The following is a 12,986-nucleotide window of genomic DNA, read 5'->3' as shown; positions in this document are numbered from 1 at the left end:
GAAGTAACAGCAGAAACAAACTGGAAGTATACGTTTGAAAAGCTACAAGCATACGATGAAAATGGAGTAGCGTACAAGTATGAAGTGAAAGAACAACCAGTAGCTGGATATAAATCTGAAGTAAAAGGTTATGACATCACAAATACAAAAATCAAGGACGAACCAAATGTAGATCCGAAAGATCCAAGCACAGATCCGAAAGATCCAAGTACAGATCCAAAAGATCCAAGCACAGGTCCAAACACAAATACAGACAAAAATAGCGATTCAAAAGTTCCACCTACTACAGAAAATGATAAGCCAACATTACTTCCTAACACAGGAGGAACATCAGCAGAAATGAGTTCAATTCTTGGAGGTATGGTATTGTTCCTTTTAGGCGGAATCCTACTCGCTCGTCAGCGAATAAAATAATAAAAAAGCTTTAGATTATTGATTACACTGTAATCTGAGTAGCTGACAAATTAAAAAATTAAAAAATTACTATTGATATTGCCCCTTTAGGTAAGTATTCAAAAACACTTCACGATAAAGTGAAGGGAAGAATGCAGCCTGAAGGGGTTTTTTATAGAAAAAAGAGAACAATTTCAAGGTGGACTCAATCAGCGGCTCTAAAGCGATAACAAAACCGTTTTTAAGAAGCCTATTATCCATTGGACCATAAGCTTAGAGCGTGGTATCTCATGTAATTTAAGGTCAATGCCATGTAATAAATGTGTTTTTATTTATATATTACGATTTTAATTATACACGATAATACCATGTAATAAATATGCTTTTATGCATATTTATTTTTTCTCAATAAACAGCCACCGATTAATCGGTGGCTTGAAATAGTATTAAGCGGCTTTTTGTTCTGTTTTCACGGTAGATTGAAGGCTATTATAGACGCCTGTACCAATGACCTCTAATGCCATTTTCATACGTTCTAGCGAAATATTTTCTAATACGTTATCTTGAGGTGTGTGATATACCTTTTCAATGTGATAGATTAATGGATTCCAACTATCGACGCCCATCCAAATAAATAGTGCAGAAGGAATACCAACTTCAGCAAATGGTACGTGATCACTAGAGCCAAATCTTCCTTGAAGAACGAGATCATTATTTAATTGTTTACCTGCTTGTAATGCTGCATCTGTTACAAAGTTCGTGGAACCGTCAGGAGTCATGGCGTATAAATTCTTTGCCTTATCATAATTTGTTGCAACCATATCAGCGTTGAAGACACCTAAAATACGATTACGTTCTTTTTGTGATAAGTTTTCTACGTAATATTCAGAGCCGAGTAAACCAGTTTCTTCAGAACCAAAAGCGATAAAGCGGACTTCTTTATCAGTTTCTACATTTTGAAAAGCACGAGCTAGTTCTAATATTAATCCTGTACCAGAAGCGTTATCATTTGCTCCAGGTGCTCCAACGACACTATCATAGTGTGAACTTACAACGACAGCTTTTTCATTACCTGTACTATTTTTTGGTTTCTTTTTAGCAATAACATTTAGAGATGTTAAATTAGATTCATGTCTCGCTTTTAGAGAAAGAATTGTTGTCCCTTTTTTTGCGATTTCTTCTTTAAATGCATTTCCTTGAGCATAAGCAAGACCAAAGACAGGGACAGATTGTTTTTTAGTTAAGTGAGGATTGAAGGTTTGTCCGTAGTTTCCACGTCCACCAATTAAGCTGTATAAAAGAACACCTTTTGCTCCTTTGCTAACAGCATTTTCAACTTGCTTATTATAATCTGCTGCTGTTGCACCTCTTTCGAATAAAACAATTTTTCCGTTTACCTCATTTGGAATCTCATCTAGTTTCGTTCCACCTTGAACAAAGATAAGAGGAGCTGTAACAGCTTCTGTAGAAATTAGTGCATTGGGAGCAGCACCAGCTTGCCAATTACGTTTTGTGGATAATGGTGATTCGATAAATCCAACGTATTGATCCGGTACTTGAAAGGGCTGATATTCTACTTCATATCCCATTGATTTAAGTTGCATACCAACGTAGCGAGAGGCCCACTCTTCTGATTTTGTACCACCTGGACGGGGACCAATTGTTTCGGATAAGAAACGGATATGTTCGATGGCGCGGCTTGCATCAACTTGTTTTGTAATAGGTGTGGTCTGTGTAATTTCTGACGTGGAATCAGCTTTTGCTTGTCCGATTGGAGCTAAGCTAACGGCGAGTGATACAGCAAGCAAGGAGCTTACTATTTTTTGTTTCAGCGATTTTCTCATTTTTTCCTCTCCCATTCTTCTATTCTCTCTGACTGACAAAAGAAGACGGATAACGACTTTATTTTACTTTTGGATTTCTGAAATTTCAATTTAATTATGTTGAGAAATAAAGTGAAACCTTTACCGCCCGCAAATAGGGGACAAAAACACTATATGCATATTTGCATATTTTTAGTATATATATATATGCTATCATTCTAAATGAAGGATCGCTTTCTATTCTGAAGGCACCTACATTGCATGAATCTAGTGTACCCAAACTTTAGATTATGTAGGGAAAAGGGATCCATTATAGGATTTCTTTTCTCATGTTTGAATCATGTGATGGTAACTATGTTTCCGCATTTCATAATTATCATCAGTGATATATGTAAGGCATCCATATGAAAATACGAGGCTGTTCAAAGGTTTTCCGTACTTTTGGACAGCCTCACCCCGTTAAAAAGGTGATACTTTGATACATCACCTTTTTATTTATATAAGCTTCTACATACCTAAAAATAATAAAAAAAACAGCCGCTTAGTAGAAGGAATCTACAAAACGGCTGTTTTTTATTATATTTCTGTTAAGATAATCGGTTCACCACGTGTCACGACGACTGTATGTTCACATTGTGCAACAAGGCTTTTGTCCGGTGTAACGAATGTCCAGCCGTCATCACCGCGTTCGATAATATGATCAGCTTTCATAGAGATGAATGGCTCTACAGCGATAACAAGGCCGTCTTTTAGAAGAGCATTATCCATTGGATCATAGTAGCTTAAAATGTGGTTTGGAGCTTCGTGTAAGCTAAGACCAATACCGTGACCAGTTAAGTTTTGAATAACGTTATATCCACTTTTATGTGCAAAGTTAGAAACAGCACGACCAATTTGATTTTGTTTTGATCCAGCCTTTACTTTTTTCATTGCTTCCCAAAATGCATCTACCGCAGCTTGGCATAGCTTTTCTTTTTCTTCGTCTTCACCAAGAACAAATGAAATACCTGTATCAGCATAATAACCGTCAAGTGCTGCTGATACGTCTACGTTTACTAAATCGCCTTCTTTTAATACGCGATCTCCCGGAATACCGTGAGCAACTTCTTCGTTTACACTAATGCAAGTTACGCCTGGGAATTTATATTCTTTTTCAGGTGCTGACATAGCACCGTGCTCATCTAATACCTTCTTACCAATTAAATCTAGCTCTTTCGTTGTCATACCTGGCTTCGCTTGTTTTTTCATTTCTTCGCGTGCAAGTGCAACGATGCGGCCGATTTTTCGTAAACCTTCTAAATCTTGTTCATTACGAATAATCATGAAAACCACTGTCCTTCCTCGAATATATATCTTACCCGATTGTATCATGTTTATTTTCGTCCTGCTACTTGCTTGCAGTATGCGGATTGATTCCTCTCACAAAGAATACATGACAATTGTCATATGGATGTCATGACGCATCATACTGTTTCCTAACTTTTCCAAAACATACAATGTAAATATAAGAAACAGCGGGGGTGGAGAGATGGAAAAGATTATTGAAGTAAATGGTGTTTCTAAAACATTTAAACATAAAAACGCAGTAAATAATGTTTCGTTTCATGTGAATAAAGGGGAAATAGTAGCATTACTTGGACCGAATGGCGCAGGGAAAACAACGACGATATCGATGATGCTTGGATTAAAGGATCCAACGGAAGGAACGGTTTCTATATTTGGAAAGAGCCCAAAGCATAGAGATGTTCGTAATAGCCTCGGCGCGATGCTACAAGAAGTGAGTGTAATTGATAGCATTACAGTGGAAGAGGCAATTGAGTTATTCCGTAGTTACTATACAAACCCGGTAGCGAAAGAAACATTACTGCAGTTATCAAATTTAGAATCAGAGCGAAAGCAAAGATGCGAAAAATTATCAGGTGGGCAAAAAAGAAGGTTAAACTTTGCGCTCGCACTTGCAGGAAATCCAGATTTGTTATTTTTAGATGAGCCGACAGTTGGGATGGATATTACGTCTCGAAGAACGTTTTGGGAAACGATTAGAAAGTTAGCAAGTGAAGGAAAAACGATTATTTTAACGACACACTATTTAGAAGAAGCGGATGCGTTAGCGAATCGTATTTTATTATTTGCGAACGGAAAAATTATCGCAAATGGCACGCCTGACGAGATGAAAGCGACTATTTCTCGAAAAACAATCTCGTTTTATTCGAAAGAAAAAATTCCTAAGAACTTATTGAAGGAATTACCGAATGTAACAGAAGTACAGTCAAATGAAGGTCACTTCACTTTAACAACTGAAGATACGGATGCAACTTTAAAAGCAATTTATCAAAGAAATTTACCTGTAACAGACGTTTCAGTGGAACGTGGAAGTCTCGATGAAGCATTTGAACAGTTTGTCGCAAATCAGAAGGGGGAAATCGCATGAAAGCTTTATGGATGCAGTGCAAAATAGAGATTTTACGTACGTTTCGCAATAAATTATTTATCTTTTTCTCATTATTAATGCCAGTTATGTTTTATTACATCTTTACAAATGTAGTTCAAGTGCCACAGAACGGAGAAGCTTGGAAAGCACATTATTTAATTTCAATGGCAACTTTCAGTATTGTAGGGACTGCACTTTTTAGTTTCGGTGTGAGACTTTCTCAGGAAAAAGGGCAAGGGTGGACACATCTTTTAAAAATTACACCACTTCCAGAGGGTGCGTATATAACAGCTAAAATTATTGCTCAAACAGTGGTGAATGCTTTTTCAATCTTAGTTATTTTTATAGCAGGAATATTAATTAATCATGTTGAGTTAACAGTAGGACAATGGATTGGTGCTGGGTTATGGTTATTATTAGGCGTGACACCATTTTTAGCGCTCGGAACAGTAATAGGTTCAATTAAGAAGGCAGATGCAGCTGCTGGTCTAGCGAATATTTTAAATATGTGCTTAGCAATTCTTGGTGGCCTATGGATGCCAATTGAAATATTTCCAAAAATATTACGATCTATCGGTGAATGGACACCAACGTATCATTTCGGAAGCGGTGCATGGGATATTGTAGCTGGAAAGTCAATTGGTTGGGAAAATATCGCGGTACTAGGAGGTTATTTCCTTATATTTGTTGTAGTATCAATATATATAAGAAAAAGACAGGAAGCGGTATAAATGATAGAGAAGAAGAGGATTGAGATTTTTCCAAAACATATGGGGTTCTTCCCGTATATGTGGCTTGTGTATTTGTTATTCCCACTTTACCAGTTAACGCAAGTATCCGGCTGGAAGCTTGCGATAGGGAGCGGTATGTTGATACTTTTTATTATCACATACCGTCAACTTTATTTTGTAAATAAGACGTTCGTTTTATGGGCATGTATCCAAATGCTGCTCACCTTATTATTTGCTTTTTATTATAATCCTTTCATGATCTTTTTTGGATTTTTCACGGCGAGTGCGATAGGGTTTGCTCCTAGTAAAAAAGTATTTCGAGTGCTGTTATCTCTGTTAATTGTAATGCTTGGAACTTTTATATTTGTAAACCTTAATCACCTATCAACTACGGATTTAGTGAATATAGTTCCGATGTTTATTTTAATGTTGCTTACACCATTTGGTATGCGCAACTTTAATCAAAAAAAGATGTTAAAGAATCAACTAAACGAAGCAAATGAACAAATTAAAGATTTAGTAAAGCGAGAAGAACGTCAGCGAATTGCAAGAGACCTTCATGATACGTTAGGGCATACGTTATCTCTCATTACTTTAAAAAGTCAGCTCGTTGAGAAGTTAATTGTGAAGAATCCAGAACGCGCAAGTATAGAAGCGAAGGAGATTACACAAACATCTCGCACCGCTTTAAAACAGCTGAGAGAATTAATTTCTGATATGCGTATGATTACAGTAGAAGAAGAGTTGGAGCAAATAAAAGCGATCTTACAAGCGGCTAATATTGAATTAGAAGTGAAGCAAGAAGCTAATTCTAGTTCGTTATCACCAATTGAACAAAATATTGTAGGAATGTGTTTACGTGAGGCAGTGACGAATGTTGTAAAACATAGTAAAGCGACGCGGTGTACAGTCTCTGTATTAGAATCGCAAGGTGAGCTGATTTTGAAAGTAGAAGACAACGGTATCGGTTTAGTGGATCAAAACCATGATGGAAATGGTATCCGTGGTATGAAAGAGCGAATTGCTCTTATTGATGGATTCGTTGAACTAGATACGATAAATTCAGGGACATTGTTAACAGTGAAAGTTCCAATTGTAATTAGAACGGGAAAAGATGAGGTGAGGGCATGATTCGAATTATTATTGCAGAAGATCAACGGATGCTTCGTGGCGCATTAGGAGCCCTACTTGATCTAGAGGATGATATTGAAGTAGTTGGGCAAGCAGCGAATGGGGAAGAGGCGTTAAAATTAATCGAATCGCTAAAGCCTGATATAAGTATTATGGATATTGAAATGCCGATTCAAAGTGGTTTAGATGTTGCTGAAACGTTGGAGAAGGAGAAATCATCTTGTAAAGTAATGATTTTAACGACATTTGCGCGTCCCGGTTATTTTGAAAGAGCGATGAAAGCTGGTGTACACGGATATTTATTAAAGGATAGTCCGAGTGAAGATTTAGCCTCAGCAATTCGAAATGTCATGAAAGGGAAGCGAGAGATTTCGCAGGAGCTAATGTTTGGGTTATGGCAGGAGCAAAATCCGCTATCAGATCGTGAAAAAGAAGTACTTTTACTTGCGAAAGAAGGAAAGACGGCAAATGAAATTGCGAAAGCACTTTATCTTTCACCTGGTACAGTGCGTAATTACATTTCTGAAGTATTAGCGAAGCTCGATGCGAAAAATAGGATTGAGGCAATTACAATTGCAGAAGAGAAGGGCTGGATATAAAAAAGAAGTTTACCTATAAGTGGTAAACTTCTTTTTTTCTTATTTTCCTTGTTGTACTTCTACTACTTTATTAATTTTTGCTAGAGCCTTATATCCATGTGCTTGGAAAGCCTTTTCGAATTCTGTTGATGTCGTATTACCATATAAATCTTTTGCAGCCTGTACAATGTGAGATTGAAGTGATTCAAAATCTTCCGCTGAAGTTGCGTAGTTTTGCAATGCACGCATAACAACTTTGCTTACTTTTTCATTTCCTTGTTTTTGAACAAATATACCGTTATACGTTTTACCTTCAGCTAATTGATATAATACATGGCTAATGATTCCGGAATTTACGTGAGATTCTTGATTATTTCCGTCATTATAGAAATCTTGTAAGTTTGTATATAGTTTGTTGCCACCGTCACCAATTTCCCTTGGGATGTCACGAATTGTTAGGCCACTCAACGTATCGCCCATAATCCAATTTCCTTTATCTTTCTTTACGTAATATTCTATTTGTGTACCCCAGAAATCTGCCAGGCCTTCATTTAGTGCAGATGTTTCAGCACTTGGATATCTCACAATTTTATTTTTTGTTGTACCACTAAATACAGCATGTCCAAATTCATGTGCAGTCACGTCAAGAGCAGAGGTTAATTTTCCGTTTAGGCCGTCACCAAAGACCATTTGATTCCAAGCCGGATGCCAAAATGCATTTACATAGTTTTCTTTTATGCCATCACTAACTTCTGTAGAATCAAATCCGTGGACGCTAGCAACAACTTTTGAGTCTTTATTATCGTAACTTTTTAGATTATGTTCTTTCTTGAAATAGTCGTAAATATAGCTCATGTTTTTCATAACACCAGCTGCTTCTTTATCTGCAAAATTAGGAGTATTACTTGAAATGAGCGTTCCTGGATAGCCAACTTGGCTATCTCCGCCGAGGGAATCAGCATAGTTTGCGTTATAAATATAAATACCACTTCCGCGGGATAGATCAGCTAAATAAAATTTTCCGTCAGAGCCCTTTGCAATATTAAATAATACATTTTCTTGTAGAGCATTTTTTCCAGTTCCTTGCTCTTTAGCTAGGGAAAGGCTAGGTGGTGTTACTTGATTAATAGTTTTATTTTCTTTATTTTTAATGAACTTTTCTTGGAAAAGTACTTTACCTGTTTTTAAATCGATGATGGCATTTCCATTTATCACTTGGTTACTGTTTTCATAAGTAAATGTAAGGATAGTTGCAAACGTATAATGGCCATCTTTTTTCTTATAAACAACGGTTTCATTAGAGAATTCAGTTTCTGTTGCATCGCTTGGAATTTGAAGTGTATTACGTAATGTAGATTTTACTTCATTTTTCGACAAAAAATTTGTTATAGTAAGATTAGGTTGTTGGTCTAAATTTTGGACAACTTTACCACTAACAGTTGTAATTACTCCATTTTTATCTACTTTTACAATGAGATCTTGACCATATACTTTATAGTTTTTGTAAGTTTGTGCAAGGCGTACTTCGGTTTGATTTTCTTTTGTTTCTTTATCTGTAGGTTGAAAATCTACGTTTTTTTCAGTAGTGACTTGCTCTTGTTGAGCTTTAGCCCCGTTTACCTCACCTTTTAAATACTTTTTAGCAATATTCTCTTTCGTATCATTTTGAGGTTTTGTTAATTTCCCGATTGTTAAACCAGGCTGAGCAATTTCAACTTTTACTTCATTTGTATCTAATTCTTGAGCGTGAATAGCTTCTGTTGATAAAGGACAAAGAAGACCGAATGTAACGAACGCACTAGCAAGTTTTCTATAATTCATCTATAACACTCCTAATCTATTGTATGTGAGATGAATTGTATGAGAAATTTGCCGAATTTTATATATATTATGCATTATTTCATATCAAAAATTGTCGAATGCACATTATTGTAGTGGTATGACAACTTAAAAAAATTAGATTGTTATAATGGGATGGTGAGTAAGTATGCACGCAGAAAAATTAGGAAGCGAAATCAAAAAAATTAGGGTTATGAGAGGATTAACACAGAAACAACTATCTGATAATGTATGTCATCAATCGGAAGTGAGCCGAATTGAATCGGGCGCGGTATACCCAAGTATGGATATATTGCAAGGGATTGCGGCGAAGTTACAAGTTCCCATTATTCATTTTTATGAGGTACTCGTTTATTCTGATATTGAAAGAAAGAAGCAGTTTAAAGATAAGATTCAAGTATTGAGTAAGAAGAAACAATATGCTGAAATTTATAAAATCATTTCAAATGAACTTAAGAAAGAAAAGTTCCATCCAGAATTTAATCAGTTCCTTCTTTGGTACTATTACTTATCAGCATATGTTTTGCAAAAAATTGATTTTGAATATTGTATTTTAGAGTTAAAAAAAATTGTACACCAATCATATGGAGGGGTAGATGTATTTCAAAACTTGTATATTGAAAATTCTATTGCAAGTATTTATGCGGAAAATAATCAATTGGATAGGGCAATAACATCATTTCGGACTATTTTAGAACAATTAGAATCACTACATAATGATGAAGCATTTACAGTTAAAGTTCGATATAATTATGCCAAAGCTTTATATTTGAGTGATCGGTTTGAAGAGGCATTGTATCAAGTAAATGAAGCGATTGAGGCTTCTTGCCATATGGGAAGTATGGAGTTAATTGGACAATTATATTACCAACAGGGTGAGTGCCTGGAGAAATTAGATTATTCATCAAATGATATTAAAGAAGTTTATGAAAAAGCGTCTTTCTTTTTTGATTTATTAGATTTACATTCATATAAAGAAACTTTATTAAAGAAAAAGAAATATTTAAATTAAATTTAGTCGGAATATGCATATTTGCATATTTTGTAAGCGTGTTTTTATGGTATATTTACAAAAAAAGAAAACATAGGGTGATAAATATGAAGAAGTTTCTTGCTTGTAGTTTAGTAGTAGTTACAATGCTGGCAGGTGTTGTATTTGGGGTAAGTCAAGAGCAAGCGCAGACAAATCAACAAGAGCAAGTACAGTTAGCTTCAGATTTACCGTTTGAACATTAAAAAAACAACCGTCTGACTTAGACGGTTGTTTTTTCATGGAGTAACATCCACACATCTTTACTAGAAACAGGTTTGCTAAAGAAGAATCCTTGAATGTGGTCACAGTTTTGCTCGTGTAAAAACTTCCATTGTTCATCTGTTTCTACCCCTTCCGCAATAACCTCTAAATTTAATTCTTTTGATAGTGTAATAATGGAAGCGATAATCGCTTCTTCTAACGGGCTATTTGTAATTCCACAAATAAATTCTCGAGCAATTTTTAATGTATTGATTGGATATTTGGTTAAATAAGCTAAAGAACTATAACCAGTCCCAAAGTCATCAATTGAAATTTGAATACCGAGATTTTGAAGTTGTTCTAGTTTAGCAATTACAGAATGATTTTGATTAATCGCGATACTTTCCGTAATTTCAATATCTAGTGCTTCCGGTTTTAGTTCTGTTTCTTCCAAGACTTTTGAAATAGTCGGGATTAAATCTGCACGGTTAAATTGAACAACAGATAAATTTACACCAACCTTTAAGTGAGAAAATCCTTGGTTATGCCACTTCTTTGCTTCTAAGCAGGCAGTGCGTAAAATCCAATTACCAAGTTCAATAATAAATCCTGTTTCCTCCGCGAGAGGGATGAATTGGGCAGGTGATACAACTCCAAGTTTCGGATGTTTCCAACGAATTAATGCCTCAAAACCGATAATTTGTTTTGTTTTTGTGTTTACTTGTGGCTGATATTCAAGGAAAAATTCATTTTGTTGCAGTGCTTTTGAAAGTTCACCTTCTAGGAAGTGTATTTCGTTTTGCGCAATACTCATTTCCTCTGAGAAGAAAACAAATCTGTTTTTTCCATTCGCTTTTGCTCGATACATAGCCATATCTGCATTTTTCATTAATTCGGTTACATCGGTTCCGTATTCCGGATACATTGCAATTCCGATACTTGGTGTAATAGAAAGCTCTTCATCTTTAATGAAGAAGGGCTTATTTAAGATAGTTAAAATTTGTTCGGCTATAAAAGTAGCGCTTTTTTCAGAGTACATATCTGGTAATAGAATTGTAAATTCATCTCCGCCTTGACGAGCAACTATATCTTTTGAACGCAAACATCCACGTAATCTTTTTGCTACTTCAATTAATAATAAATCTCCGACATCATGGCCGAGTCGATCGTTAATTTTTTTAAATCGGTCTAAGTCAAGGAACATGACCGCAACGTCATTTGTGTTATTTTGAGCTGTATTTAAAATCATTTTTAAATCTTTTTCGAATTTTCGACGATTCGGTAGTCCTGTAAGTGCATCATGGAAAGCCAAATGTTCTACTTGTTTTTGTTTTTCATATAAAGTTGTAATATCACGTGCTATACCAAACATCCCAACAACTTCTTTATTTATAAAAGTAGGGATAAGTGTAATGTGCAGGTAATAATAATAGCCCTCTTTTTCTTTTGTACGAACTTCTAGGGTTTGTGGTCTACCTTCTTTTGTAATTTGTAAAGATTTCTTCAATAATTTATGATCTTGCGAATCAATGAAGTGTAGAAGAGAATAGCTTGTTACTTCACAATAGTAGGCTGTAAATAAACTTTCGCAAGCCTTATTAGATTGTTGAAAAATCCCGTTCATATTTAAAGAAAAAACGGCATCAGGATGATCTTCGAATAAAGATTTATAACGTTGTTCACTTTTTGATAGTGCCGATGCACCTTCTTCAACTTTGCCTTCTAGTTGTGTAGTCAACTGTTCGTATGTATCGATTAATACTTGATTGTCTTTCCACATGTAAAGTTGTCGTAGGAATAATAAGATGAGTGATAATATGAGACCAATTAACATGAACTTATCATCCCAAGGCTGAATGACAATAAAGGAAAAAGTAATGATTATACTAAAATAAGGTAGTATAAAGCGTACATAATCGAATCGATAATATTTTGTTTTAGTTTCATGTTTCATTGGTTTATCCAAAATGTACAGTATGGATGATAAACCAATTAATAAAATCGAGGCAGTATGTATTAAATAAGAGACTTCAGAAGAAGTTTCCATTCCTAAGTTTAACTGAAATAGGTGTATATATCCGTAAAAAAGTATGATAGTGAAGCCAATAATTAATGAGATTCTACTAGAAGAATACCGTTCTCTTCTATATAGGCTAATAACGGCGTAAATTACTAATGATTGTGCAATAAAATACCCAATCAAAACCCACGTATCCTTCGTTAACGTACGAAAGCTTGAAATATCTAAAATAAAGGTTAAGGTAAAATAAATATTCATAATAACGATAAAGACGCTATCGAATGAAAATTGAGCAATACCTCTAATGGAGTAATGTTTTATGAACTTTATAGCAAAGCCAGAAAAGAGCAAAATATATTGTATGATGAAAAAAGGTAGTGCTTTATATGAGAATATGCCTTGATCATAAATGGAAAGTGAATGAAGAAATAAAGTTATTTCCATTGTTAGTCCACATAGGCAAGTACATAGTAATAAAACCCAAAATAGTTTATCACCGCTTTTCATCTTCTTAATTGCTTTATATAAACAATAGCAAGAAAAGATTGCTGCAAAACAAAATAAGAATAGAATTCCAATTTCTTTTATATTTAAGTCCCTAGGGATAAGGAATATCCAAAGAGAAAATATAATAATATACATCATGACAAATTGTACATATTTTTTTTGATTAATCATATTATGACTCCGTTTCAATAAAGTTGAATCACAGGTTGAAAATGCTAATTTAAATAATAGCATATAAAATGGAATGTTTTTCATTGTGAAAATTACTTTTTTTGAAAAAAATAGCGCAATGTTACAAT

The 12,986-nt window shown here is 34.9% G+C and carries 11 protein-coding genes; 7 read left to right on the top strand and 4 right to left on the bottom strand.

The window, feature by feature from the left end:
• On the top strand, positions 1 to 414 hold a 414-nt coding region (locus ACTFQM_RS21435), incomplete at its 5' end, for a Cna B-type domain-containing protein (RefSeq protein ID WP_440036175.1).
• 425 nt (positions 415 to 839) lie between these two features.
• Here the strand turns inward: ACTFQM_RS21435 and ACTFQM_RS21430 are convergent.
• Both ACTFQM_RS21430 and map read right to left on the bottom strand, forming a co-directional pair.
• The gene (locus tag ACTFQM_RS21430; RefSeq protein WP_440036174.1) at positions 840 to 2,237 is read right to left on the bottom strand and encodes a M28 family metallopeptidase; all 1,398 of its coding nucleotides are present in this window, start codon (positions 2,235 to 2,237) and stop codon (positions 840 to 842) included.
• Between the two features lie 555 nt (positions 2,238 to 2,792).
• Positions 2,793 to 3,587 carry a type I methionyl aminopeptidase gene (gene map, locus ACTFQM_RS21425; protein ID WP_141548882.1) on the bottom strand — a complete coding sequence of 265 codons (795 nt, stop codon included), beginning with the start codon at positions 3,585 to 3,587 and terminating at the stop codon, positions 2,793 to 2,795.
• Positions 3,588 to 3,744: 157 nt separating this feature from the next.
• Between map and ACTFQM_RS21420 the strand changes: the two genes are divergently transcribed.
• Genes ACTFQM_RS21420 through ACTFQM_RS21405 form a run of 4 tightly spaced genes read left to right on the top strand, consistent with a single transcriptional unit; the run spans position 3,745 to position 7,108 of the window.
• Positions 3,745 to 4,647 (top strand): ABC transporter ATP-binding protein, encoded by a 903-nt coding sequence (locus tag ACTFQM_RS21420; protein WP_440036173.1) that lies wholly within the window; start codon positions 3,745 to 3,747, stop codon positions 4,645 to 4,647.
• A complete protein-coding gene (locus tag ACTFQM_RS21415) occupies positions 4,644 to 5,378 on the top strand; it encodes an ABC transporter permease (protein ID WP_440036172.1) in 735 nt (244 codons plus the stop codon). Before ACTFQM_RS21420 ends, ACTFQM_RS21415 begins: the two co-directional genes overlap by 4 nt.
• Positions 5,379 to 6,509 (top strand): sensor histidine kinase, encoded by a 1,131-nt coding sequence (locus ACTFQM_RS21410; protein WP_440036171.1) that lies wholly within the window; start codon positions 5,379 to 5,381, stop codon positions 6,507 to 6,509.
• Positions 6,506 to 7,108 (top strand): response regulator transcription factor, encoded by a 603-nt coding sequence (locus ACTFQM_RS21405; protein ID WP_327903878.1) that lies wholly within the window; start codon positions 6,506 to 6,508, stop codon positions 7,106 to 7,108. The genes ACTFQM_RS21410 and ACTFQM_RS21405 overlap by 4 nt, the downstream gene beginning before the upstream one ends.
• Positions 7,109 to 7,147: 39 nt before the next feature.
• On the opposite strand, the gene ACTFQM_RS21400 is transcribed toward ACTFQM_RS21405, so the two are convergent.
• Positions 7,148 to 8,908 (bottom strand): M4 family metallopeptidase, encoded by a 1,761-nt coding sequence (locus tag ACTFQM_RS21400; protein WP_440036169.1) that lies wholly within the window; start codon positions 8,906 to 8,908, stop codon positions 7,148 to 7,150.
• Between the two features lie 166 nt (positions 8,909 to 9,074).
• On the opposite strand from ACTFQM_RS21400, the gene ACTFQM_RS21395 reads away from it, so the two are divergent.
• Positions 9,075 to 9,938 carry a helix-turn-helix domain-containing protein gene (locus ACTFQM_RS21395; protein WP_002174386.1) on the top strand — a complete coding sequence of 288 codons (864 nt, stop codon included), beginning with the start codon at positions 9,075 to 9,077 and terminating at the stop codon, positions 9,936 to 9,938.
• Positions 9,939 to 10,024: 86 nt separating this feature from the next.
• Complete coding sequence (locus ACTFQM_RS21390) at positions 10,025 to 10,162, top strand: quorum-sensing peptide PapR (protein ID WP_002174385.1); 138 nt, start codon at positions 10,025 to 10,027, stop codon at positions 10,160 to 10,162.
• Positions 10,163 to 10,179: 17 nt separating this feature from the next.
• On the opposite strand, the gene ACTFQM_RS21385 is transcribed toward ACTFQM_RS21390, so the two are convergent.
• Positions 10,180 to 12,858, bottom strand: coding sequence for a DUF4084 domain-containing protein (locus tag ACTFQM_RS21385; RefSeq protein ID WP_440036166.1), 2,679 nt, complete (start codon positions 12,856 to 12,858; stop codon positions 10,180 to 10,182).
• Positions 12,859 to 12,986 lie beyond the last annotated feature (128 nt).

Source organism: Bacillus cereus group sp. MYBK30-2 (assembly GCF_051915945.1).
GTDB lineage: Bacteria > Bacillota > Bacilli > Bacillales > Bacillaceae_G > Bacillus_A > Bacillus_A paramycoides.
The sequence above is the reverse complement of the archived record's forward strand: the minus strand, read 5'-3'. Positions and strand labels throughout refer to the sequence as shown.